The organism is Vibrio sp. FF266, assembly GCF_041439695.1.
In the GTDB taxonomy this organism is placed as follows: Bacteria; Pseudomonadota; Gammaproteobacteria; order Enterobacterales; family Vibrionaceae; genus Vibrio; species Vibrio tasmaniensis_A.
Genome location: NZ_JBGOOO010000002.1, coordinates 330,044 through 355,323 on the forward strand (window position 1 = coordinate 330,044; position 25,280 = coordinate 355,323).

At 44.0% G+C, this 25,280-nt stretch carries 22 protein-coding genes; 14 read left to right on the top strand and 8 right to left on the bottom strand.

The genetic code is table 11. The annotated features are described in order from the left end of the window. Positions 1 to 166 precede the first annotated feature (166 nt). Positions 167 to 616 (bottom strand): ferric iron uptake transcriptional regulator FcrX, encoded by a 450-nt coding sequence (gene fcrX / locus ACED59_RS03295; RefSeq protein ID WP_004734226.1) that lies wholly within the window; start codon positions 614 to 616, stop codon positions 167 to 169. 207 nt (positions 617 to 823) lie between these two features. Between fcrX and ACED59_RS03300 the strand changes: the two genes are divergently transcribed. Continuing rightward, positions 824 to 1,330: a DUF4442 domain-containing protein gene (locus tag ACED59_RS03300; protein ID WP_009847330.1), complete on the top strand. Its 507-nt coding sequence runs from the start codon at positions 824 to 826 to the stop codon at positions 1,328 to 1,330. A 96-nt stretch (positions 1,331 to 1,426) separates the two neighbouring features. Here ACED59_RS03300 and fldA read toward each other — a convergent pair whose 3' ends face one another. The 3 genes from fldA to ACED59_RS03315 all read right to left on the bottom strand — a co-directional run bounded on the left by fldA (position 1,427) and on the right by ACED59_RS03315 (position 3,106). Beyond that, positions 1,427 to 1,960: a flavodoxin FldA gene (gene fldA / locus ACED59_RS03305; RefSeq protein WP_017096863.1), complete on the bottom strand. Its 534-nt coding sequence runs from the start codon at positions 1,958 to 1,960 to the stop codon at positions 1,427 to 1,429. Between the two features lie 57 nt (positions 1,961 to 2,017). Continuing rightward, positions 2,018 to 2,236, bottom strand: coding sequence for a DUF2788 domain-containing protein (locus ACED59_RS03310; RefSeq protein WP_009847328.1), 219 nt, complete (start codon positions 2,234 to 2,236; stop codon positions 2,018 to 2,020). Positions 2,237 to 2,344: 108 nt separating this feature from the next. Next, positions 2,345 to 3,106 (bottom strand): alpha/beta fold hydrolase, encoded by a 762-nt coding sequence (locus tag ACED59_RS03315; RefSeq protein WP_017096864.1) that lies wholly within the window; start codon positions 3,104 to 3,106, stop codon positions 2,345 to 2,347. A gap of 93 nt (positions 3,107 to 3,199) precedes the next feature. On the opposite strand from ACED59_RS03315, the gene seqA reads away from it, so the two are divergent. Continuing rightward, the gene (gene seqA, locus ACED59_RS03320; protein WP_009847326.1) at positions 3,200 to 3,739 is read left to right on the top strand and encodes a replication initiation negative regulator SeqA; all 540 of its coding nucleotides are present in this window, start codon (positions 3,200 to 3,202) and stop codon (positions 3,737 to 3,739) included. A 90-nt stretch (positions 3,740 to 3,829) separates the two neighbouring features. Then, positions 3,830 to 5,476 carry a phosphoglucomutase (alpha-D-glucose-1,6-bisphosphate-dependent) gene (pgm, locus tag ACED59_RS03325; protein ID WP_009847325.1) on the top strand — a complete coding sequence of 549 codons (1,647 nt, stop codon included), beginning with the start codon at positions 3,830 to 3,832 and terminating at the stop codon, positions 5,474 to 5,476. Positions 5,477 to 5,598: 122 nt separating this feature from the next. Here the strand turns inward: pgm and ACED59_RS03330 are convergent, their stop codons facing one another. After that, positions 5,599 to 6,357, bottom strand: coding sequence for a DUF1853 family protein (locus tag ACED59_RS03330; RefSeq protein WP_017096865.1), 759 nt, complete (start codon positions 6,355 to 6,357; stop codon positions 5,599 to 5,601). A gap of 106 nt (positions 6,358 to 6,463) precedes the next feature. On the opposite strand from ACED59_RS03330, the gene ACED59_RS03335 reads away from it, so the two are divergent. Beyond that, a complete protein-coding gene (locus tag ACED59_RS03335) occupies positions 6,464 to 7,222 on the top strand; it encodes a Nif3-like dinuclear metal center hexameric protein (RefSeq protein ID WP_017096866.1) in 759 nt (252 codons plus the stop codon). Between the two features lie 299 nt (positions 7,223 to 7,521). Here the strand turns inward: ACED59_RS03335 and ACED59_RS03340 are convergent, their stop codons facing one another. After that, positions 7,522 to 8,811, bottom strand: coding sequence for a citrate synthase (locus tag ACED59_RS03340; RefSeq protein WP_004734217.1), 1,290 nt, complete (start codon positions 8,809 to 8,811; stop codon positions 7,522 to 7,524). A gap of 414 nt (positions 8,812 to 9,225) precedes the next feature. On the opposite strand from ACED59_RS03340, the gene sdhC reads away from it, so the two are divergent. The 8 genes from sdhC to sucD all read left to right on the top strand — a co-directional run bounded on the left by sdhC (position 9,226) and on the right by sucD (position 18,844). Next, positions 9,226 to 9,618 (top strand): succinate dehydrogenase cytochrome b556 subunit, encoded by a 393-nt coding sequence (gene sdhC / locus ACED59_RS03345; RefSeq protein ID WP_017096867.1) that lies wholly within the window; start codon positions 9,226 to 9,228, stop codon positions 9,616 to 9,618. Next, positions 9,612 to 9,959 (top strand): succinate dehydrogenase, hydrophobic membrane anchor protein, encoded by a 348-nt coding sequence (gene sdhD / locus ACED59_RS03350; protein ID WP_004734215.1) that lies wholly within the window; start codon positions 9,612 to 9,614, stop codon positions 9,957 to 9,959. Before sdhC ends, sdhD begins: the two co-directional genes overlap by 7 nt. After that, entirely contained in the window at positions 9,960 to 11,726 is a 1,767-nt protein-coding gene (gene sdhA, locus ACED59_RS03355) for a succinate dehydrogenase flavoprotein subunit (RefSeq protein ID WP_009847321.1), read from the top strand. A 12-nt stretch (positions 11,727 to 11,738) separates the two neighbouring features. Beyond that, positions 11,739 to 12,452 carry a succinate dehydrogenase iron-sulfur subunit gene (locus ACED59_RS03360; protein ID WP_009847320.1) on the top strand — a complete coding sequence of 238 codons (714 nt, stop codon included), beginning with the start codon at positions 11,739 to 11,741 and terminating at the stop codon, positions 12,450 to 12,452. 97 nt (positions 12,453 to 12,549) lie between these two features. After that, positions 12,550 to 15,369 carry a 2-oxoglutarate dehydrogenase E1 component gene (sucA, locus tag ACED59_RS03365; protein WP_012604529.1) on the top strand — a complete coding sequence of 940 codons (2,820 nt, stop codon included), beginning with the start codon at positions 12,550 to 12,552 and terminating at the stop codon, positions 15,367 to 15,369. 21 nt (positions 15,370 to 15,390) lie between these two features. Beyond that, entirely contained in the window at positions 15,391 to 16,599 is a 1,209-nt protein-coding gene (odhB, locus tag ACED59_RS03370) for a 2-oxoglutarate dehydrogenase complex dihydrolipoyllysine-residue succinyltransferase (RefSeq protein ID WP_017096869.1), read from the top strand. 206 nt (positions 16,600 to 16,805) lie between these two features. Continuing rightward, positions 16,806 to 17,972, top strand: a complete 1,167-nt coding sequence (sucC, locus tag ACED59_RS03375) for an ADP-forming succinate--CoA ligase subunit beta (RefSeq protein WP_009847317.1) — start codon at positions 16,806 to 16,808, stop codon at positions 17,970 to 17,972. After that, positions 17,972 to 18,844, top strand: coding sequence for a succinate--CoA ligase subunit alpha (gene sucD / locus ACED59_RS03380; RefSeq protein ID WP_017096870.1), 873 nt, complete (start codon positions 17,972 to 17,974; stop codon positions 18,842 to 18,844). The genes sucC and sucD overlap by 1 nt, the downstream gene beginning before the upstream one ends. Positions 18,845 to 18,980: 136 nt before the next feature. On the opposite strand, the gene znuB is transcribed toward sucD, so the two are convergent. Continuing rightward, positions 18,981 to 19,766, bottom strand: coding sequence for a zinc ABC transporter permease subunit ZnuB (gene znuB, locus ACED59_RS03385; RefSeq protein WP_009847315.1), 786 nt, complete (start codon positions 19,764 to 19,766; stop codon positions 18,981 to 18,983). Next, complete coding sequence (gene znuC / locus ACED59_RS03390) at positions 19,766 to 20,545, bottom strand: zinc ABC transporter ATP-binding protein ZnuC (RefSeq protein WP_017096768.1); 780 nt, start codon at positions 20,543 to 20,545, stop codon at positions 19,766 to 19,768. The genes znuB and znuC overlap by 1 nt, the downstream gene beginning before the upstream one ends. 83 nt (positions 20,546 to 20,628) lie before the next feature. Between znuC and znuA the strand changes: the two genes are divergently transcribed. Continuing rightward, positions 20,629 to 21,513 carry a zinc ABC transporter substrate-binding protein ZnuA gene (gene znuA, locus ACED59_RS03395; protein ID WP_009847313.1) on the top strand — a complete coding sequence of 295 codons (885 nt, stop codon included), beginning with the start codon at positions 20,629 to 20,631 and terminating at the stop codon, positions 21,511 to 21,513. 246 nt (positions 21,514 to 21,759) lie between these two features. Continuing rightward, positions 21,760 to 25,146, top strand: a complete 3,387-nt coding sequence (locus tag ACED59_RS03400; RefSeq protein WP_371704749.1) for a helix-turn-helix domain-containing protein — start codon at positions 21,760 to 21,762, stop codon at positions 25,144 to 25,146. Positions 25,147 to 25,280 lie beyond the last annotated feature (134 nt).

Consider the following 25,280-nt stretch of genomic DNA (forward strand, 5'->3'; position numbering starts at 1 on the left):
AGCTCTGTTTCTCGGAGCTTAGTTTCTCAAGAGACGCTTAATAAAAAACCGGCTTAGAGCCGGTTTTTTTGTATCTGAGAAATAACCAAATTGTGGGCCAAGCTACTGTGATTCTTAATACAATATCAGCCCAAATAAAAACGCCGGCCTAAGCCAGCGTTCTGTGTTACTTCTTCGCTTTATGTGCGTCTGGGTTGCCTTTGCAATCCCCAGTGATGCTTTTACCATACAGATACAAACTGTGGTTAGTTAGCTGTACATTGTAGCGTTGAGCGATTTCTTTTTGTCTTTCTTCGATAAGATCATCAGAGAACTCGATAACTTCACCGCAGTCTAAACATACTAGGTGATCGTGGTGATGCTGTGTTGAAAGTTCGAATACAGACTTACCACCTTCAAAGTGGTGACGAGTTACAATGCCTGCATCATCGAATTGGTTTAGTACGCGATAAACGGTCGCAAGACCAATCTCTTCACCTAAGTCGATCAGCTTTTTATATAAATCTTCAGCACTAATATGTTGGCAGTCTGGTTGTTGTAATACTTCTAAAATTTTGAGCCGTGGGAGGGTCACTTTAAGACCAGCATCTTTTAGCGCTTGATTATTGTCTGACATATACTTTCCTGTTGATGATCTGCAGCAATTAACAGAATTCAATATTAATACCATTATAGTTTAGTCAGGCATAACAATAAACCACGAACTTCAAAGGGTTACTCACTGACATCACAATCTGTTTTGTAAATTGGAAGTATCTCACTTATAGTGGAGGTACGACCAGTCAGGTGACGGTGTTTTTTGATATGAACATGGATTGTTGTTATGAATAAGCAACTCGCAAAAATATATAAACCTAATATTGTAAAATTTGCACTCAATATTTGGCCTCCCTTTTGGGGCTCGGGAATTAGAATAGCCCACATTAGCGCTGACTTTAGGGTTGTTAAGACTGTGCTCAAGTTGCGGTGGTGGAATAAGAACGCTAATCGGACTCAATATGGAGGCAGTATCTTTTCTCTTACCGATCCCGTTTACTCGTTAATGTTAATGGGGATTTTAGGTGAGCGATATTATGTTTGGGATAAAGAGGCGAGTATTAACTTTATCAAGCCTGGTCAATCCGACTTGTATGCAGACTTTGAGATAAGCCAAGGACAACTTGAGGATATCTATCGTCAGACACAACTTGGTGAGAAGTGTTTCCCCGAATTTATCATCCACGTTAAAGATAAGCAGGGAAGTGTGGTTTCGGAAATTCAGCGAACTCTCTATGTGAGAAAGAAGCCACAATTTAGAGAGGATGACGAAGCATTAGAAGCTGAGTGTTGATTGATAAATATTGGATAGAAAAAAACCTCCTATAAGGAGGTTTTTTCATATCTACATAACGGTCATTAATTGTAACAATTAATGACCGCTAATGAATTAGTCTTCAAGCTCTGCCAGGCACATCTCTTCGTGGACTTGTTTAACCCAGTTAGATACACGCTCATCAGTCAGCTCAGGTTGACGGTCTTCATCGATACATAGACCAACGAACTGGCTGTCATCGCCTTCAACTAAACCTTTCGATGCTTCGAATTCGTAGCCTTCAGTTGACGTGTGACCTAGGATAGTACCGCCTTTTGCTTCAACGATATCACGGATAGTACCCATAGCATCGCAGAAGTATTCTGCGTAATCTTCTTGGTCGCCACAACCAAAAATAGCAACAAGCTTAGTTGAGAAATCAATAGCTTCTAGCTCAGGGAAAAAGTCATCCCAATCACATTGTGCTTCGCCGTAGTACCACGTAGGGATACCAAGCAGCAGCAGATCGAAGTTATCGATATCTTCTTTGCTGCTTTTTGCAATGTCTTGAACTTGAACGAGCTGCTTGCCCAATTGCTTTTGAATCATCTTAGCAACAGCTTCAGTGTTACCTGTATCGCTACCAAAGAAGAGACCTACACTTGCCATAGAATCATTACCTTTCATTTTGTCTGTTGTCGGTGTAATAAAGTTCGGAGGAAATCGTTAGATTCCAGTTCCTTCCCAGCTTAGTTGGATTATCCCTTTTGCGATAAAGCCTGCGCAGCCAAGGAAAAGTACTAACCATACGATACGACGACCAAATGCAGGAACATTTCCCTGCTTTAGAACGTCTTTAATTGCCATTCCGATTAGAAAGAAAATCGCGGCAAACAGAAGATCTAAACCAACAGATTCAATGATGTTCATGTAGTCGTAAAGCATGGGAACCTTATATACCAAATTTGCTTGGGCGCACTATATCACTGTTGTGAGATAAAGTTAATCTGCTGTGATTACACAGCTCTCATTTATATCGACTAATCAACCTATCTAATTGATGAATTTCCTTATTGCACGGAGCACTTCAGCGGGCTTTTCCGCGTGTAGCCAATGTCCAGTATTGGCGATAACATGTGCCTTTGCGTTGGAAAACTGCTGTTGAACGGCGGTTTGATGTTCAGCCGTCAGGTAATCTGAGTCACCACCCTTGATTAGCAAGGTTTTGACCGAGGTTTTGTCAATCGGTTCCCAACCAATAATCTGTGGGTAGTTGTTTAATAGCGAGGCAACATTGAAACGCCATTCCATGATGCCTTGTTCTGATTTGAACAAAGATTTCGTTAAGAACTGGCGAACCCCATCAATTTCGATATGTTTTGCGAGGACCTTAAGCGCCTCTGAGCGTGATGTCGGTTTTTCTTCTATCACAGCTTGTAGGCCTGCGAATACGTTGTCGTGACGACTTTGGGTGTACGCGACTGGTGCCATATCTAAGACAATCAATTTACGCAGCGTCAGGTGCTGTGTCAGTGCCATCGCTACCTTGCCACCCATCGAGTGACCAATCACAGTGACATCTTCTAGCTCTAGAACATTCAGCAGTTGAGCCACATCTTGTGCCATAGCTTGATAATTATGAGTGTCATTATGGAAAGATTGACCGTGGTTACGTAGATCGATGCTAAGTACCTGATGATCGGCTTTTAGATCCCTAGCGAGCAAGCCAAGGTTGTCCAAATTTCCGAATAATCCATGGATCAAAACAATGGTGTGACCCTCACCTTCAATTTTATAGTTGAGCTGTACTGACATTTTTATCTTATTCATGGTGGGTTTGACGTAGAGTATCCGCGCGGATCTCGCTATAATCCCTCAGAGTTTAAACATTGAGATTGTGAAAAGCGAATGAAAACAATTGAGGTTGATGAGGACCTATACCGTTTTATTGCGGGTCAGACAGAACGTATTGGCGAAAGCGCTTCAGATATTCTGCGCCGCTTGTTACTGGTTGATAACCAAGGCACGGTTCCGATCGAAGAGATCGTTGAGCCAAAAGGTATCGTTGTTAGCAAAGAGGTAGGCTTTACTCCAGAGAAGTTCGATGGCGTTAAAGAAATGCGCTCACTACTAATATCAGATGAGTTTGCATCACTAAAGAAAGCCATTGATCGTTTCATGCTTGTGTTATCAACACTGCATAAAATCGACCCTTTAAGCTTTTCAGAAGCAACTCAAGTAAAAGGCCGTAAGCGTGTTTACTTTGCAGACAACGAAGCGACGTTGTTAGCAAACGGCAACACAACTAAGCCTAAAGCTATTCCACAAAGTCCTTTTTGGGTTATTACGAATAACAATACAAGCCGAAAAAGACAGATGGTTGAACAGCTTATGAGCCGCATGAGTTTCCAAGCAGAATTGATAGAAAAAGTAACAGGTTCAATTTAACGAAATCTGATTTAAACCTCATAATATCCATGGCTAAGAAGATATTATGAGGTTTTTTTGTTTTTTAAATTTTATATAAGGATGTCGATAATGGCTATGCACCCTCGTGCCGGGCAGAAAGCTCTGCAGGAAGATCTTCATAATATCCCGGCTTTAGTTGCAAACTATTTCTTACAGCAACCGGATGCTACTAACCCAGATCATAAAGTACTGTTCGGTACTTCAGGTCACCGCGGTACAGCAGACAAATCAACATTTAATGAAAACCACATTCTAGCGATCGCACAAGCGGTTGCTGAGGTTCGTGCCGATCAAGGTACAACAGGCCCACTTTTCTTAGGCAAAGATACTCACGCTCTATCTGAGCCTGCTTTTTCTACGGTTATTGAAGTGCTAGTTGCAAACGGCGTTGAAGTTATCGTTCAAGAAAACAATGGCTTTACTCCAACTCCAGGTATCTCGCACGCGATTCTTACGCACAATCTAGTGAATGATAAAAAAGCTGACGGCATTGTTATCACGCCTTCACATAACCCACCTCAAGACGGGGGCATTAAATACAACCCGACACACGGTGGCCCTGCTGAAGCTGAACTGACTCAAGCGATTGAAGATCGTGCGAATGTGATCATTGCTGAGCAAATGCAAGGCGTTAAGCGCACTCCTATCGCACAGGCTAAACAGTCTGAGCTAGTGAAAGAAGTTGATTTAGTTGCTCCTTACGTTGCTGACTTGGTTAACGTGGTTGATATGGAAGCAATCCAGAAAGCAAACATCAAGATTGGTGTTGATCCACTGGGTGGTAGCGGTATTGATTACTGGCGTCAAATTGGCAAAGCGTACAACCTAGACCTTACTCTGGTCAGTGAAGCGGTTGATCCTTCGTTCCAATTTATGTCTCTAGACAAAGATGGTGTGGTTCGTATGGACTGCTCTTCTCCATACGCGATGGCAGGTTTACTGGCTCTTAAAGACGACTATCAATTAGCGTTTGGTAACGACCCTGATTACGATCGCCACGGTATTGTTACGCCAAAAGGCTTAATGAATCCAAACCACTTCCTAGCAGTGTGTATTGATTACCTGTACCGCAACCGTGAAGGTTGGGGTAAAGACGTTGCTGTTGGTAAAACTCTGGTATCAAGTGCATTGATTGACCGCGTTGTTGCTGACTTAGGTCGCGAGCTTTGCGAAGTGCCAGTTGGTTTCAAATGGTTCGTTGATGGCCTTTATAACGGTCAGTTTGGTTTCGGTGGTGAAGAGAGTGCGGGTGCATCTTTCTTACGTAAAGACGGTACGCCTTGGTCAACAGATAAAGATGGCCTGATTCTTTGCCTACTTGCGGCCGAGATCACAGCAGTAACGGGTAAGAACCCACAAGAATACTACGAAGAACTTGCCGCTAAACACGGCGAATCTAAGTACAACCGTATTCAAGCAGTAGCTAACGGTGCACAAAAAGACGTGCTTAAGAAGCTATCTCCAGAGATGGTCTCAGCTGAGACGCTTGCTGGTGATGCAATTACTGCACGCCTAACGCATGCTCCAGGTAATGGCGCTGCGATTGGCGGCCTAAAAGTGACAACTGAGAACGGTTGGTTTGCCGCTCGCCCATCAGGTACTGAAGACATCTACAAGATCTACTGTGAAAGCTTTAAAGGTGAAGAGCACCTAAAAGCAATCGAAGCAGAAGCTCAAGAGATTGTTAATCAAGTATTTGCAGCTGCTGGCCTATAATCGAATACAGATTAGTAGAGTCATAAGGTAAATAGTGAAAGGGTTGATGTGAAAGCATCAGCCCTTTTTTATCAGTTTGTGGATAAAGCGGCTAGGACTAAGTGGTTGAATAACTGAATAGATTATCCGTGTGGCCAACTTTGCGGCATCACAAACCAAAACTGCCCTGATTTGGTTTGCCCATGAACGAAGCGATCACCAAACTCGGTGATAGGCTCGCAGGTGAAATCATCAGTGCCCGCTGCCCATTGCTCTTTGGTGAGAGGGTAGAGCACTTCAGTAATTAAATGAGCTTGGTTTTGATAGCACCAAAAACCGTTTACTTGGCTTGAATTAATTTCGTAGCCCAAACATTCAGTAGGTACTTTTTGATCTAAGAAGGGGTTGGTATATAGACGCCCCTGCATGAGGAGATGTTTTGAGTCGACATCGATCTCTGGATACTGTTCAATAAAGGCGGCTGAAGATGACATACCAAGCTGGTGGCTTAGCATCCTATCGAGCTTCTTATCCAATTGATCATGAGAGTTAGGCCCAAACCATGTCTGTTCATGGAGCAGATAAAACTTAATCGCCACTTCCCAATGTTGCAGCTTTTGGCTGCTCTCTTCTTCAAGAATAAAGTCGATTGCACCGAGAGTTCTACCTTCCACATTGATCTGAATCTCATCATGCTTGATTAAGTAATTATCCGAAGCATCGATGACTTGTTCACATAGGTGCTGGTAGAGGAAACCTAATCTAGGGTTTCCATCATAAGTATGTGATGAGTCGATGGCATGGCGGCTAGAGAATGCACTGAGATCCGAAATCGGTGGTTTGATTTCCAGTAACGGTGGCGAGTCGATAACCCATTGGTAAAAACGTTGCAGTGCTGTCATCTGTTCCTCATAAACTAGCTCTTTATAAACATAACCCTGGGGCTTTCGACATTCTACCCGTAAATTGATATAACGACGTTATTATAAAGGTAAGCTGGAAATAAAAATGAATAACTTACAATTAGAAAAGCTTCTTAACGAAAAACTGCAGCCACAGCAGATTAAAGATTACTGCCCGAATGGTTTGCAGGTTGAAGGTGCGCCAGAAGTAAAGCATATCGTTACTGGTGTGACAGCTTCTCAAGCCTTGATTGATAAAGCGGTAGAACTGAACGCAGACGCGTTATTAGTGCATCATGGCTTTTTCTGGAAAGGCGAGTCAGAAGCGATTCGTGGCATGAAGGGCAAGCGCATTCGTACCCTGATTAAAAACGACATCAACCTTTTGGGTTACCACTTGCCTCTTGATATTCACCCTGAGTTAGGCAACAACGCCAAGCTTGCTGAGTTGCTTGATATCGAAGTCGAAGGCGGTTTAGAAGGGCACCCACAATCTGTTGCGATGTTTGGCAAGTTGAGTGCGCCAATGACCGGTTCAGAGTTCGCAGAAAAGATTGGCCAAGCTTTGAACCGCAAGCCATTACACATTGCTCCAGAGAACCAAGACAAAATGATTACGACTGTCGGTTGGTGTACTGGTGGTGGTCAAGACTACATTGAGTTAGCGGCGTCTCAAGGTATTGATGCGTTTATCTCTGGAGAGATTTCAGAGCGCACTACGTACTCAGCGCGTGAGCAAGATATTCATTACTTTGCAGCAGGACACCACGCAACAGAACGTTATGGTGTGAAGGCATTAGGTGAGTGGTTAGCGAAAGAACATGGCTTAGATGTTGAGTTTATCGATATCGACAACCCGGTATAAAAAGAAAATATGGGATGTAGGATACGAGTCACTATAAATTTGTACCCGTCGATGAGACTGGCTAGTTAGAACTCTAATGGATTTTATTTCGAGAGATCTCAAGTAATTCGTCATTCCCTAGACTGACGAAGGAAGGAGTAGGGAATGTCTAAAAGCTTGTCGATACAATTAGTGAGATCCCCAACTCGCTCGTCCCTCACTCTTGAGGATGACGGAGTTGAGAGCATATAAAAGAAAAGGGTTGATGTTAATACATCAACCCTTTTTGATTTTAATCGATTAGAAAAGTCGAAACTTTACTATTCGCGCTCGTGTAGAGCTTGGAAATCACGCTGTTCTTCACCAGTGTACAACTGACGAGGACGACCGATGCGGTTCGTCGGATCGCTGTGCATTTCGTTCCAGTGTGCAATCCAACCGATAGTACGAGACATCGCGAAGATTACTGTGAACATTGATACCGGAATACCGATCGCTTTCAGAATGATACCTGAGTAGAAATCTACGTTCGGGTATAGTTTCTTCGATACAAAGTACTCATCAGAAAGAGCGATGCGCTCAAGTTCCATTGCAACGTCAAGTAGTGGATCTTGAATGTTCAGCTCTTTAAGTACTTCGTGGCACGCTTCGCGCATTACCGTTGCACGTGGATCGTAGTTCTTGTAAACACGGTGGCCGAAGCCCATTAAACGGAATGGATCATCTTTGTCTTTTGCTTTTGCTACGTACTCTTCAATGTTGTCTACGCTACCGATCTCTTCAAGCATCATTAGACAAGCTTCGTTAGCACCGCCGTGAGCCGGACCCCACAAAGAAGCGATACCAGCAGCAATACAAGCAAATGGGTTTGCGCCCGAAGAGCCAGCTAAACGAACTGTTGACGTTGAAGCATTTTGTTCGTGATCTGCGTGTAACGTAAAGATTTTGTCCATTGCGCGAGCAACAACAGGGTTCACTTCATATTCTTCACATGGATTCGCATACATCATGTGCAGGAAGTTTTCTGCGTAGCCTAGGTCATTGCGTGGGTAGATAAACGGTTGACCGATAGAATATTTGTAACACATTGCAGCCAGTGTTGGCATTTTTGAAATTAGGCGGTATGCCGCAATTTCACGGTGTGTGTCGTTATTAACATCTAATGAATCATGATAGAACGCAGCAAGCGCACCTACCACACCACACATAACAGCCATTGGGTGAGCATCACGGCGGAAGCCGTGGAAGAAACTAGCAATTTGCTCATGAACCATGGTGTGACGCGTGACAGTCGTCTTGAACTCTTCGTATTGAGCTCGAGAAGGAGCTTCGCCGTATAAAAGAATGTAACAAACTTCTAAGTAATCAGCGTTATTGGCCAGTTGATCAATTGGATAACCACGGTGTAGAAGGATACCTTTTCCACCGTCAATATAAGTGATTTGCGATTCACAAGATGCAGTGGCAAGAAAACCAGGATCAAAAGTGAAAAAACCATTAGAACCCAGTGTACGAACGTCGATGACTGGAGTACCAAGTACACCTTCTGTAATCGGCAATTCGATCGGCGCTTGACCTTCAATATGAAGGGTAGCTTTCTTATCCGCCATAACAATCTCCTTTGTTATTATTAATCCGTCCAGGATGTTTATGTGCCATTTTTTTACTGGTCTTACGTCAGAAAGTCAATTTTTCTGCAGCTTTGTGTGCACTTGTTAGTGTTTTTTACATTAAATTCGTTAAAAGTCTGTGCTGTGTAGCATTATTTGTTGCATCAATTGTATTAGAATGTTGCCAGCCGTATAGTGGCGCTGAAAAGTTTGGTTAAAACCTTATAAATGCAAGGCTAAGAAGAAATGTGAGGTGTCTTCGGAAACCTGGTTGTTAACAATTATTTTACAATTATCTAAGGCTCAACTTATGTTATTTGTTAAGTTAATGTTAAATTTTGAGGGTTTGCAATCAAATTTTGTCCATAACAATACATAAGGTTATTTAATGACCATCATGCTCAATGGAGCTGAGTGAGCGAGCCCGTGAAAGAAAGAAAGACAAGACCTGTTAATTTAGATTTACAGACCATCCACTTTCCTATCACAGCAATAGCTTCCATCCTACACCGTGTGTCTGGGGTGATTACTTTTGTTGCGATCGGAATTCTGCTTTGGTTACTATCCATTTCCCTCTCTTCCCCTGTAGGCTTTATGGAAGCTAGCGACATTGTCGACGGTTTCTTCGTGAAGTTTATTCTGTGGGGCATTTTAACCGCTTTGGCTTACCACATTGCTGGTGGTATTCGTCACCTTCTTATGGACCTTGGTCACTTTGAAGAGCTGGAATCTGGCGCTAAGAGCGCGAAGGGTGCATTCGCAGCAACAGCGGTATTGTCTCTACTAGCGGGGATCTTAGTATGGTAAACAACGTTTCTACTTTTGGTCGTAATGGTGTGCATGATTATCTATTGATTCGTGCAACAGCCATCATTATGACGCTTTACACTATCTACCTAGTGAGCTTCTGTGCTTTCTCAGGTGATATTTCTTACGCATCTTGGACGCAATTCTTTGGTGGTACTTTCACTAAAGTCTTCACCATGTTAGCGCTTACTTCAATTTTGGTTCACGCGTGGATCGGCTTGTGGCAAGTACTAACTGACTACATCAAATGTGCAAAATTGCGCGTTGGTCTTCAAGTCGGTGTTGTTGCGGTTCTTCTAGGATATTTCTTCTCTGGTCTGTTTATTTTGTGGGGTGCGTAAGTGACTATTCCTGTTCGTGAGTTTGATGCTGTAGTAATTGGCGCTGGTGGTGCTGGTATGCGCGCCGCGCTACAAATTTCTGAGCAAGGCCTATCTTGTGCGTTGCTTTCTAAAGTTTTCCCAACTCGTTCTCATACTGTATCTGCGCAAGGCGGTATCACCGTTGCTCTTGGTAATGCGCATGAAGATCACTGGGAACAACACATGTACGATACGGTAAAAGGTTCCGATTACATCGGCGACCAAGATGCTATCGAATACATGTGTAAAAATGGCCCTGAGTCGGTTATCGAATTAGAAAAAATGGGTCTTCCATTTTCTCGTTTTGATAACGGCAGCATTTACCAACGTCCGTTTGGTGGCCAATCTAAGAATTTTGGTGGTGAGCAAGCGGCTCGTACCGCAGCGGCAGCTGACCGTACTGGTCACGCACTGCTACACACGCTTTACCAACAAAACATTAAACACAAAACGACGGTTTTCTCTGAGTGGTATGCACTGGATCTTGTTAAAAACGAAGATGGTGCAATCTTAGGTACTACCGCGCTTTGTATGGAGACGGGTGAGGTTTGCTACTTCAAAGCGAAGGCAACAATCCTTGCTACTGGTGGTGCTGGTCGTATTTACGCATCAACAACCAATGCTCACATTAACACTGGTGACGGTGTTGGCATGGCGATTCGTGCAGGCGTTCCAATGCAAGACATCGAAATGTGGCAGTTCCACCCAACGGGTATCGCTGGCGCAGGTGTTTTGGTAACAGAAGGTTGTCGTGGTGAAGGTGGTTACCTTCTCAATAAAGACGGCGAGCGCTTCATGGAACGTTATGCTCCGAATGCTAAAGATTTAGCTGGTCGTGATGTTGTAGCTCGTTCGATGATGGTTGAGATTCGTGAAGGTCGTGGTTGTGATGGTCCATGGGGTCCACACATCAAGTTGAAACTCGATCACCTAGGTAAAGAGACGCTTGAATCTCGTCTACCGGGTGTATGTGAGCTTTCTCGTACGTTCGCTCACGTTGATCCTGTTAAAGAACCAATTCCTGTAATCCCAACGTGTCACTACATGATGGGTGGTGTTCCTACACAGGTTTCTGGTCAAGCAATTAAACAAACTGAAGACGGTACAGACGTTGAAATTCAAGGTCTATTCGCTTGTGGCGAAATCGCTTCAGTATCAGTACACGGTGCAAACCGTCTAGGTGGCAACTCGCTACTTGATTTGGTTGTGTTCGGTCGTGCGACAGGTCTTCACCTTGGTGAGACTTTGAACAAACAAGCTGAAGCAAAACCTGCAACTGAAGCTGACATTGAACGTTCACTAGAGCGCTACAATCGTTGGGAAAACAGTACTGACGGTGAAGATCCTGCGGTAATTCGTAAAGACCTTCAGCAATGTATGCAGAACAACTTCTCTGTATTCCGTGAAGGTAAAGCGATGGCTGACGGCTTAGAAGAGCTGAAAGTGATTCGTGAGCGTCTTAAAAATGCACACCTTTCAGACAAGTCGACTGAGTTCAACACGCAACGTATTGAGTGTTTAGAGCTTGAAAACTTGATGGAAACGGCATTCGCAACCGCGGTTGCAGCAAACTTCCGTACAGAGAGTCGTGGAGCGCATGCTCGTTTCGACTTCCCAGATCGTGATGATGAGCAATGGCTATGCCATTCTCTGTACAACCCTGAATCAGAAAGTATGACTAAGCGTGGCGTGAACATGGAACCTATCCATCGTGAAGCATTCCCGCCGAAAGCACGTACGTACTAAGGAGATATGACCATGAAACTGAATTTCTCTTTATACCGTTACAACCCAGATGTGGACCAGAAACCTTACATGAAAGAGTACACCCTAGAGGTGGAAGAAGGTTCTGACATGATGCTTTTGGACGCGCTTATTCTTTTGAAAGAGCAAGATCCAACGATTTCATTCCGTCGCTCATGCCGTGAAGGTGTATGTGGTTCTGATGGTTTGAACATGAATGGTAAAAATGGATTGGCGTGTATCACGCCACTGTCTGCACTTTCTGGCCAAGATAAGATCGTAATTCGCCCACTTCCAGGTTTGCCTGTTGTGCGTGACTTAATCGTAGACATGACTCAGTTCTACGATAACTACGAAAAAGTTAAGCCGTTCTTAGTGTCTGATGGCAATGTGCCACCGGCTCGTGAAAACCTACAAAGCCCTGATGAGCGTGCTCATTTAGATGGTTTGTATGAATGTATTATGTGTGCATGTTGTACGACTTCATGCCCATCATTCTGGTGGAATCCAGATAAGTTCATCGGACCAGCTGGCCTACTTGCAGCATACCGTTGGCTAATAGATAGCCGAGATACGGCGACAGACGAACGTCTGTCCGATCTTGATGATGCATTTAGCGTTTTTCGTTGCCATGGCATCATGAATTGTGTAAGTGTTTGTCCTAAGGGATTAAATCCGACGAAAGCGATTGGTCACATTAAGACCATGCTAGTGAATCGTTCGGTTTAAGTTATATAAAAATTGCCGCCCTAGAAGTTTTGGGGCGGCCTTTTAATAGCTCGGCATAGACCGCAGCAAACGTGAAAACTACTGGTTAAGGGAAAATATGCACAACGGCGTGATGAAGGCATGGCTCGAGTCTTCACACTTGGCTGGCGCCAATGCAACGTACGTAGAAGAACTCTATGAACTGTATCTTAGTGACCCCGATTCGGTAAGTGACGAATGGAGAAGCGTTTTTGAAGAACTGCCTGTGCAAGCTTCAGAAGCGGTGGAACAACCACACTCTCGTGTTCGTGAATACTTCCGTCGACTCGCTCAAGAAACAAAGCATTACAGTGTCCAAGTTAGTGATCCAGATGTCGATGCGAAACAAGTAAAGGTTCTGCAACTTATTAATGCCTATCGATTCCGAGGGCATCAATCAGCAAATCTAGACCCCCTAGGTTTATGGGAAAGAGATACAGTCGCTGAACTGGACCCTTCTTTCCACACTCTTACCGAAGAAGACCTCAACGAGACGTTTAACGTCGGCTCTTACGCCATTGGCCAAGAGACGATGGTGCTTAAAGATCTCTACAAATCTCTAAAGCAAACGTATTGTGGTTCTATTGGTGCTGAATACATGCACATGACTAATACAGAACAAAAGCGTTGGATCCAACAACGTTTAGAGTCTGTATCTGGTCAACCGTCTTTCAATAAAGAAGAAAAGCAAGCTTTCCTAGAAGAGCTAACGGCTGCTGAAGGTCTTGAGCGCTATCTTGGTGCGAAATTCCCTGGTGCAAAACGCTTCTCTTTGGAAGGTGGTGATGCTCTTATCCCAATGACGAAAGAAATCATTCGTCATGCCGGTGGACAAGGCATGCGTGAAGTTGTTGTTGGTATGGCTCACCGTGGTCGTCTAAACATGCTGGTCAATGTGCTTGGTAAAAAGCCACAAGACCTGTTTGACGAATTTGCGGGCAAGCACAGCGATGATTCATGGGGTACTGGTGATGTGAAATATCACCAAGGTTTCTCTGCGGATTTCGCAACCCCAGGCGGCAACGTTCACTTAGCACTTGCATTTAACCCATCTCACTTAGAAATCGTAAACCCGGTAGTTATCGGTTCAGTACGTGCTCGACAAGATCGTCTAGACGATAAAGACGGCAGCCGTGTACTTCCAATTACTATCCACGGTGATTCAGCTATCGCTGGTCAGGGTGTAGTGCAAGAGACGTTTAACATGTCTCAAGCGCGTGGTTTCTGTGTCGGTGGTACGGTTCGTATCGTTGTAAACAACCAAGTTGGTTTTACGACGTCTAACCCTCGCGATACACGTTCTACGATGTACTGTACAGATATCGCAAAGATGGTTCAGGCTCCGATTTTCCACGTTAATTCTGATGATCCAGAAGCGGTTGCGTTCGTAGCGCGTCTTGCATTGGATTACCGTAATACCTTTAAGCGTGATGTTGTTATTGATTTGGTTTGTTACCGTCGCCACGGTCACAATGAAGCCGATGAGCCGAATGCAACACAGCCTTTGATGTACCAAAAAATCAAGAAGCATCCAACACCACGTAAGCTTTATGCTGATGTGTTAATGGAGCGCGGTGAGTTTGGTATTGATACGGCAACTCAACTGGTTAACGAATATCGTGATGCACTTGATCACGGTGAAGTTGTGGTTAAAGAGTGGCGCCCAATGGCACTTCACTCTGTGGATTGGTCTCCTTACCTAGGTCACGACTGGAACATTGAGTGGGACAATAAGATTGATATCGAGCGCCTGAAAGAGCTTGGTACTAAACTTTGCCAATACCCAGACAGCCACAAGCTGCAAAGCCGAGTAAATAAACTGTACAACGATCGAACTGCCATGGTGAATGGTGAGAAACAAGTCGATTGGGGTATGGCTGAAACACTGGCTTACGCAACACTTGTTGACGACGGTAAGCGTATTCGTATCTCTGGCCAAGATTCAGGTCGTGGTACGTTCTTCCACCGTCACTCAGTACTGCACAATCAATCAGATGCAAGCACGTATGTTCCTCTTGCGAACATTCATGATAAACAAGGGCCATTCCAAGTGTTTGACTCTGTGTTATCTGAAGAAGCGGTACTCGCATTTGAGTATGGCTATGCGACAGCAGAGCCAAGCGGTCTCACCCTTTGGGAAGCACAATTTGGTGATTTCGCAAACGGTGCACAAGTTGTTATCGACCAATTCATTTCATCAGGTGAGCAAAAGTGGGCACGTCTATGTGGTCTAACTATGTTGCTTCCTCACGGTTATGAAGGCCAAGGCCCTGAGCACTCTTCTGCGCGTCTTGAGCGTTACCTTCAGTTGTGTGCTGAACAAAACATGCAGGTTGTTGTTCCTTCAACGCCAGCTCAGGTTTATCACATGATTCGCCGTCAGGTTGTTCGACCAATGCGTCGTCCACTGATTGTAATGTCACCTAAGTCATTGCTTCGTCACCCTTTGTGTACATCTTCTCTTGAAGATTTGGCAGAAGGCACGTTCCAACCAGCTATCGCAGAAATTGATGATCTGGCTCCTGAGAACGTAAAACGCGTCGTGTTCTGTTCAGGTAAGGTTTACTTTGACCTGCTTGACCAAAGACGTAAGAATGAGCAAGACGATGTCGCTATTGTACGTATTGAGCAACTTTACCCGTTCCCTTATGAGGACGTGAGAGCTGCAATCGCACAATACACAAATGTAGTCGATTACGTTTGGTGTCAAGAAGAGCCACAAAACCAAGGTGCTTGGTACAGTAGCCAACATAATTTCCGAGCTGCTATCCCAGTAGGTGCTGATATTCAATACGCAGGTCGTCCTGCATCAGCGTCACCAGCTGTTGGCTATATGTCGGTACACTTGAAACAACAAAAAGCGTTAGTAGACGACGCTTTGACCCTACTTAAGAACTAGAAGTAAAAGGAAAATACAGACATGACAATTGAAATTCTGGTTCCAGATTTACCTGAATCTGTGGCTGACGCAACAGTAGCGACTTGGCACAAAAAACCAGGCGAAGCCGTTGCACGTGATGAAGTCATTGTAGACATCGAAACAGATAAAGTAGTTCTAGAAGTACCGGCTCCTGAAGCGGGTGTTCTGGAAGCTATCATCGAAGAAGAGGGTGCTACGGTACTTTCTAAGCAGCTTCTGGCTAAAATTAAGCCTGGTGCTGTCGCTGGTGAACCAACGAAAGACACCACTGAAGATACAGAAGCTTCTCCTGACAAACGCCACAAAGCGGCGCTAACAGAAGAAAGCAACGATGCACTAAGCCCTGCTGTTCGTCGTCTTCTTGCAGAGCACAACCTACAACCAGCTGACGTTAAAGGCACTGGTGTTGGTGGTCGTATTACTCGTGAAGACATTGACGCACACCTAGCAGCAGCGAAAGCGGCTTCGGCAGCAGCATCTGCACCAGCAGTTGAAGCGCCAGCAGCGGCTCGCAGCCAAAAACGCGTGCCTATGACTCGCCTACGTAAGACAGTTGCAAACCGTCTTCTAGAAGCGAAGAACAGCACTGCAATGCTGACTACTTTCAACGAAGTGAACATGAAGCCAATCATGGACCTTCGTAAGCAGTACAAAGACCAATTCGAGAAGCGTCACGATACGCGTCTTGGTTTCATGTCTTTCTACGTGAAAGCAGTAACAGAAGCACTGAAGCGTTTCCCAGAAGTTAACGCTTCTATCGATGGTACAGATATCGTTTACCACAACTACTTCGACATCAGCATGGCGGTATCTACGCCACGTGGTTTAGTGACTCCAGTACTGAAAGACTGTGACACACTAGGTTTCGCAGATATTGAAAAAGGCATCAAAGAGCTAGCAATCAAAGGCCGTGACGGCAAGCTAACTGTTGATGAGTTGATGGGCGGTAACTTTACTATCACGAACGGTGGTGTATTTGGCTCTCTAATGTCTACGCCAATCATCAACCCGCCTCAAGCGGCAATTTTGGGTATGCACAAAATCCAAGATCGTCCAATGGCTGTTGATGGCAAGGTTGAGATCTTACCAATGATGTACCTAGCGCTTTCTTACGATCACCGCCTAATCGACGGCCGTGAATCAGTTGGCTTCCTAGTGACCATCAAAGAGCTTCTAGAAGATCCTGCACGTCTGCTATTAGACGTTTAGTATCTCTAAAACGTCTAGTTAACCCGGTTAGCTAGACGTAAAAAGTTTCAAAGGCTAGGCTGCTCAACGTCTGGCCTTCACTTGAACTGTAAAGCCATTAGAAAATGGACAGCAGTTGATTTGAGAAGACCCTACAGACGTACCACAGGAAACTGTGTCGTTATGGAAATAATAATCCCTTAAGGGAAAATAAACGGAATATCAAAATGAATTTGCATGAATACCAAGCCAAACAGCTGTTTGCAGAATTCGGTTTGCCTGTACCAGAAGGTTTCGCATGTGATACTGCACAAGAAGCTTTCGAAGCTGCAGGTCGTATCAGTACAGCCAAGAAAGTCGTTAAGTGTCAAGTACACGCTGGTGGTCGCGGTAAAGCGGGCGGCGTAGAGCTACATGACACCAAAGAAGGCGTTAAAGAGTTTGCACAAAAGTGGCTAGGTAAAAACCTAGTGACTTACCAAACAGACGCTAATGGTCAACCTGTAACAAAGATCCTAGTTGAAGAAGCATCGAACATTGCTAACGAACTTTACCTAGGTGCTGTTGTTGACCGTGCAACGCGCAAAATTGTATTCATGGCGTCAACTGAAGGCGGCGTGGACATTGAGAAAATCGCTGAAGAAACTCCAGAGTTGATTCACCAATCAGCGATCGATCCTCTAGTGGGCCCTCAAGCTTACCAAGGCCGTGAACTTGCGTTCAAACTTGGTCTAGTTGGCGATCAAATTAAACAGTTCGTTAAGATCTTCATGGGTCTTGGCCAAATGTTCTCTCAGTACGACCTAGCTCTACTAGAAATCAACCCGCTTGTAATTACTGGCGAAGGCAACCTGCTTTGTCTAGACGGCAAGATCAACATTGACTCAAACGCAATGTACCGTCAGCCAAAGCTTCGTGAAATGCACGATCCTTCACAAGAAGACGAGCGTGAAGCGCACGCTGCTCAGTGGGAACTGAACTACGTAGCACTTGATGGCAACGTTGGCTGTATGGTTAACGGTGCAGGCCTTGCGATGGGTACGATGGATATCGTAAACCTACACGGCGGCAAGCCAGCAAACTTCCTTGATGTAGGCGGCGGCGCGACAAAAGAGCGTGTAGCTGAAGCATTCAAGATCATCCTTTCTGATGACAATGTTAAAGCAGTACTCGTAAACATTTTCGGTGGCATCGTTCGTTGTGACATGATCGCTGAAGGTATTATCGGTGCAGTTAAAGAAGTAGGCGTAACAGTTCCAGTAGTTGTTCGTCTAGAAGGTACAAACGCAGACCTAGGTCGCGAAGTACTTGCTAATTCTGATGTTGATATCATTGCTGCTGTATCTCTAACAGATGCTGCTCAGAAAGTTGTTGCTGCTGCGGAGGCTAAATAATGTCTGTATTAATTAACAAAGACACTAAAGTAATCTGTCAGGGTTTCACTGGCGGTCAAGGTACATTCCACTCAGACCAAGCTATCGCATACGGTACGCAAATGGTTGGTGGTGTTTCACCTGGTAAAGGTGGTCAAACTCACCTAGGCCTTCCAGTATTCAACACAGTACGTGAAGCCGTAGAAGCGACTGGCGCAACAGCAACAGTTATCTACGTACCAGCACCTTTCTGTAAAGATGCAATCCTAGAAGCGATTGATGCAGGTATCGAACTGATCGTAACAATCACTGAAGGTATCCCTACTACAGACATGATCGACGTTAAAGTGAAGCTAGAAGAAACTGGCGTTCGCATGATCGGTCCTAACTGTCCAGGTCTTATCACTCCAGACGAGTGTAAGATTGGTATCATGCCTGGCCATATCCACAAGAAGGGTAAAGTAGGTATCGTATCTCGTTCAGGAACTTTGACGTACGAAGCAGTTAAGCAAACAACAGATGAAGGCTTTGGTCAGTCTACATGTGTTGGTATCGGTGGTGACCCTATTCCAGGTTCAAACTTCATTGATATCCTAAAACTTTTCCAAGAAGACCCAGAGACTGAAGCAATCGTAATGATTGGTGAGATCGGTGGTACTGCGGAAGAAGAAGCAGCTGAGTTCATCAAAGCAAACGTAACTAAGCCAGTTGTATCTTACATCGCTGGTGTTACTGCTCCTCCGGGTAAACGTATGGGCCACGCTGGCGCAATCATCTCTGGCGGTAAAGGTACTGCTGAAGATAAATTCGCAGCACTAGAAGCAGCAGGCGTTAAGACTGTTAAGTCTCTTGCTGACATCGGTAAAGGCCTACGTGAAATCACGGGTTGGTAATCAGCTGGCTTTTATCTAACGAGATAGAAGTTAACTGAATGATATTAAAAAGGCTTGGTCACTGACCAAGCCTTTTTTGTATGTTTTCAATGATACGAGATACGAGATACGAGATACGAGATCGTACTGATAAGTGCTAAGCTCGGCTTCTAACCATTTGAGACAGCATAAACATTGCCGCAGCACTAATCACAACAGACGGGCCAGCTGGTGTGTCATAGAACCAAGACAAGCTCAATCCTCCGAACACAGCGATAGAACCAATTACCGATGCAAGGAATGCCATTTGTTCGGGGGTATTGGCGAACTTTCTTGCCGTTGCTGCCGGAATGATAAGTAGTGAGGTCATGATTAACGCACCAACAAATTTCATACCTACCGCAATCACGATCCCAACCAATAGCATCAAAATAAGACGCATTAAATCAATGTTGATGCCATCAACCGCTGCGAGATCTTCGTTAACGGTCGTCGACAATAGTGGTCGCCAAAAAATAGCAAGTACCACTCCAATCACGGCAGCACCCGCATAGATGAATACCAAATCTGTCGGAGATACTGCAAGCAAGTCACCAAATAGGTAGCTCATTAGGTCAACACGAACGTTATCTAAGAAACTCACGGCGACAAGACCCAAAGACAGAGCGCTGTGCGCCAAAATACCGAGTAGGGTATCGGTCGCGACCAGCTTTTGTTTTTGTAAAGTCACTAGCAACACAGCCAGCATCAAACAACAAATCAGCAGCGCGAAATACAAGTTAATGTTGAACAGAAAGCCAAGTGCTAAGCCCATCAAAGAAGCGTGAGCAAGCGTGTCACCAAAGTAAGCCATCTTGCGCCACACCACGAATGAACCTAGTGGCCCCGCGATTAGAGCAATGCCCAAGCCAGCTAAAATAGAGGGAAGAAGAAACTCAAGCATTAGTGGTGTCCGTGTTTATGGTTTGAACATTCATGCACGTCGCCTTCGACAGGCTGTCCTGCGAGATCATGATGGTGATGTTCGTGTTGGTGGTGATAAAAGGCTAAGGTCTCTTGGGTCACGGTGCCAAAAAGTGCGATATAAGAGGGGTGGTGTTTGATGTCTGCAGGTGCGCCTGAACAGCAGATATGGTGATGCAAACAGATAACATCGTCTGTTTTTGCCATCACTAAATGCAGATCGTGTGAAACCATAAATACGGCGCAACCAAAACGGTGGCGAATGGTATCGATCAGGTCGTACAGGTCTATTTGGCCTTGTACATCAACACCTTGTGCGGGTTCATCAAGAACCAGTAGATCGGGTCTTCTTAGCAATGAACGAGCAATTAGCACACGTTGGTTTTCACCGCCAGATAGTTGGTGCATGTTACTCTTTTGTAGATGTTCAGCACCAACGAGCTTCAATGCTTCAAGGATCTCTTGCTGACTGAACTTACCAGTGAGCTTTAGAAAACGTTCTACATTGAGCGGTAGTGAATCATTGAGCTTTAATTTTTGTGGTACATAGCCAATTTTCAGTTTTTTAGCTTTTGTTATTGTGCCTGAAAATTTGGTCTGTAAACCTAATACCACTTTTACTAATGTCGACTTTCCTGCACCGTTTGGCCCAATCAGGGTGGTGATTCTGCCGCGCTCTAAATTTAGAGAGATGTTATCTAGAACTTTTCGACCGTCAAATTCGACGCTCACAGAATCTAGTTGGATTAAATTATCCATGAATAGAACTCATTTGCAATTCGCTAATGTTATAATGTAACATTTACCTCAAGCCTAAGCTACTTTTCTATTAACGAGGAATTATGTCACGTTCATCTTTTATACTTGCTACTTTGCTTTTAGCGCCAAGTGTTGCAAGTGCCAATACTATTCTAACAAGCTTCAAACCAATTCAAATGATTGTGACAGAATTAACGCAGGGCGTTAGTGAACCGGATGTGTTGATGAACAGCAATGCTTCGCCGCACGATTATGCGCTTAAGCCATCGGATGTCAAAAAAGTTCATAGTGCCGATATGGTGATCTGGTTTGGCCCTGACCTAGAAGCTTTTTTGACCAAGGTGATTGGTTCTAAAGAAAACGTTATCAAGATCAGTGAGATTCCGGGGATTAACTTGAGAGAGTTTGGACATGAAGACCACGATGCTCATGAAGGGCACAACCATGGTAGCCATGACCCGCATTTTTGGTTGGGTATCGATCAAGTCGAGGTCGCGGCAAAATATATCTCAGCTAAGCTAATTGAGTCAGACTCTGATAACGCCATGGCGTATCAAGAGAATCTAGATTCATTCTTGATTGCTTTGAAAGAGAAACAGCAGGCGATTCATGAACAACTCGCGCCAGTGAAAGACAAAGGCTACTACGTATTCCATGACGCGTATGGCTACTTCGAACAAGAATTTAAGTTGAATAATCTAGGTCACTTTACGGTTAGCCCTGAGCGTAAACCTGGCGCAAAAAGTCTGATTGCTATCAAGAAGACTTTGGTACGTGAAAATGTTCAATGCGTATTTTCAGAGCCTCAATTTACACCAGCGGTGATTGAATCGGTGACTCGTGGAAGTAACGCTAAACAAGGACAACTTGATCCTGTCGGTTCGCAGGTTGAAGTGAAGAGTGGAAGCTATTTTGATTTTCTTCAGCAGCTTACAGATAGTTACACAAGTTGCTTGAGTGGAATGTAATCAATATTGAGTATTCTTTACGACACTTTGCTCTCGTTAATTGATGAATCATGCCGCTTTTTGCGGCATTTTCGTGACCGCTAAGATAAAACCTTCCAACAAATATCAAACCTCCTTTCTCCTTTGTCAATTTCAGCTAAAATAGAAAGATAATAATAAGCACAAAAAAACTCACTTTTTGGTTAATCAGCAACAAGCGTTGTGAGAACCAATATTTCATGTGTTGTTGCTGTTCAGGATTAAAAGTTGTATCGAATTATTTTCAAAATGTTCATCTTAATGAGCATTTCATTTAGCGTTCTTGCGGTAAATACATCACCCTCCGTTTTCTACCCTTTGCCCGTTCAAGCACAAGGGAACTTCCTTGCGGCAAAAAACCTGTACTTAGGTGAAGGTGGCGGACTCTGGGTTCATGATGTGCATGGAAAAATACTTTTTTATGATGGCAGAACCCTATTCCCTCGAAAAGGTAGCCTTTTGCAATTTTCTTCAGAGAAAGTCGCGTTTCTTAACGATGAGTTTTGGACTTTCTTTGATAATGAGGTGTACCGACATAGCCCAGGAATCGGCAATGCACTTGCATTTAGTCTAAGCCCGGGGGCTGAGATCGCGAATATCGGTGCTTCCGGTGATTATATTTGGGTTACAGATGGCAGTAATTTCTATACGTACAATACTCAATCTTTAGAATTTAGCACTTACTCGCTTCTAAAATTGTATCGGTACAACAATAGCAGCGATATTACGATTAACGATGCTGAGCGGGTATTGTCAAAATGGGTGCTTGCGACCAGTTCCGGAGTGTACCTTTCTGATAGCCAAGAATTTACTCATATCGGTGCATCAGAAAAAAATCATATAGAGACGCTGTATTTTTCTATGGCAAGACGTGAGTTAGTCATTGGCACATTGAATGGTGCAGTGATCATAGATCTTGCAAATCCTGAGAAAGAAAGGTGGGTGCGTGGTTCGCATGTTCTTTCTCTCGCTGAAACAACCGATCAATACTGGATTGGGACTGAGCATGGTCTTATCAGCTACAACTTTATTACGGGGAAAATTACACGATTTGAACAAGCCGATAATCAAGACTTTTCGTTACCGGGTGAAAAGATATATTCGTTAATCAACGACCATGCTGGTGGAATGTGGGTCGCGACCAATAATGGAATTCGATACTTTTCACTGTTCAGCAGGACATTCTCAAGAACGCCATTAACGGGAATGGGGATGCACTCGAGTAGTGTGGTGATAAACAAAGTACAACTTGTTCGCGATCAACTGTCTTGGGTTGCTTCTTCCAGAGGTCTCTATTTAGTTGATTCTCAAAGTGAAGATAACCCCGTTCGTGTTTACTCTAACCCGGTACAGGACTTTGAGATCTTTGATTCTTCAATTTGGTTGGCGACTGCAGAAGGTATTATTAGTTTCAACACTGATACGTTAGAGGCTGAAAAGGTCGATCTACCAAGAGCGATTGAAGGTGTACCCGTTGAAAACTTTGCACTTGAAGCGGATAACATGCTTTGGATGACCTCGGGACAAAACCTTTATTCGTTATCTATCGAAACCAATAAGTTGACAAGTTATGGCACCGACTGGTTAGTTGATAAATTTTTGCCAGCAAAGATCACCGCTCTCAATATAGGTTTGCAAGGTCGTATTTATGTTGGTACTGAGCACGGATTCTACTCTTTTCTTGATGAGAGAATTAGCTTTAGTCGTTCAAGCGAGCGGCTTGGCAAAGTGGTCGATATTGAAAAAGCGAAAGATGGATCCCAGTGGTTTGCGAGTAGCTATGGTGTGTATCGAATCCCTAATAACAGTTCTATTATTCAAGAGGTTACTCTTGTTGAGGAAAATATCAGTCCTAAATGTTTAATTAGCGATGATAATGGAATGTGGTTAGGCTCTTCGAAAGGTATTAGCTATTACGGATTGGATGGGCAACTGCATAAACATATCGGCTCACCATTTGGCTTGATCACCAATGAATTGGCTGCAGGTGCGTGTGCTCTGTTTTACAGCTCAGGTAGCCAGTCTACTAGGCTTATCTTTGGCTCAAGATATGGCGTGGTGAGTGCATTAGCTAATGAGCTATTGGTATCAACAACACCTCATAGCCGTGCATTGCTAAGCAAGATAAGTGTCGACCATCAGATAGTATCACTTGGTGGCAAGACAGCTGATTTAGATGAAATTCCTTATGGCTCATCAATCGGTTTTAAGATTGGAATTTTACCAGCGACATACACACCTGCAATGGAGTATCGACTAAGCGACAATGAACCTTGGAGTGAGTTTGAAGGGGGGTTACTAACACTCGATCACCTTCTTCCTGGGGACTATACGTTGGAAGTGAAACCCGTTAAGGACTCCCATTATCGCTTTACGTCAACGAACCAAAGCTTCTCTATTGCGGAACCTTGGTATCTGAGTAATTGGGCAGCAGCAAGCTCTCTTGTATTACTTATCTGTGTAGTGACTGCTTTGGTTTTTTGGCGATCGCGTTACGTCACTTTCGCCAACAGGCACTTAAAGGCGCAAGTTGCATTAAAGACAGATCAACTGAGGCATCAAAGCCGAATACTACTAACGACTAATCAACAGCTTAAAAAACAGCTGTCAGTTAAGAGTGCTCTTGTCACACATACTGCTAATGAACTCTCTTCTGAAGTTAATCATATCGCAGCTATGATCCCAAATTGGAATGATGAACAAGGTAAGTCGCCAATATTGACATTGAAAAATGGCTTGGCTCAGTTGAGTAACACGCCACAAGGGAAGGGAAAGGTTTGTTACGATATAATTTTAATCTTAGAAGCTGTACTCAAAGCTTGGCAGGACGATTTAGCCAAAGCCGGTATTGAACTGGATATTAAAGTTGAAACTAAACAACGACATGTATCCTTGCTGTATTTTAATCTTGATATTATTTTCAACAGTCTAGTCGCTAGCATCATTAAGAGAAATTTTAAGTCACAGAGTATGGTGGTATTGGTTGAAGAGGTTAAAGAGCACCTTGTTGTGACGATTCGAGACCATGGAATGCCTTTCCCAAAATTGACTTCAAGCATTAATGACAATACTGGAAAGTCGACCGACCTAAACATCGAAAAGTTGCCATTATTGATGAACCAGAGCGGTGGTGAACTGAATGCTTTTGTCTCGGACTCTCAAAATAAGGTTCAGCTTTCGTGGCCAATTGAGTACCAAGTGCTCGATAATCTTGAAGCCAGCACAATTGAACAGATTGAAACCATTAAGCTTGCCGCTTCAACGCCAGAGCAGCAAAAACTGACAGCGGAACAAGAGTGGAAGAACAGAGTGTCGCAGCTTGTGAGTGAAAACTACGCTGATGCCGAGTTCAGTACTGCAACTGCTGCTAAGTATTTGTTTATGTCTGAGAGAAGCTTACAGAGACGTTTTAAATCTGCTTACAACAAGACCTTTAAAGAGCATTTGAATGAAGTACGTTTGGAGCATGCGTGCGAGCGGCTACTTGCGGGAGAGAGGATTTCAGACGTCGCGTTTGATTCTGGTTTCAATGACCCTTCCTATTTCAGTCAAAGGTTTAAACATCACTTTGGTATGTCGCCATCTAAGTTTGCTGAAAACAACGAAGATCAGTGAGCTAGGGACGTCCAGTTACAACATAGATAAAGATACTTTGAGCCTCGACATTCGTGTTGGGGCTTTTTTATGCTTCTACGAGATACGAGATACGAGATACGAGATACGAGATACGAGATACGAGATACGAGATA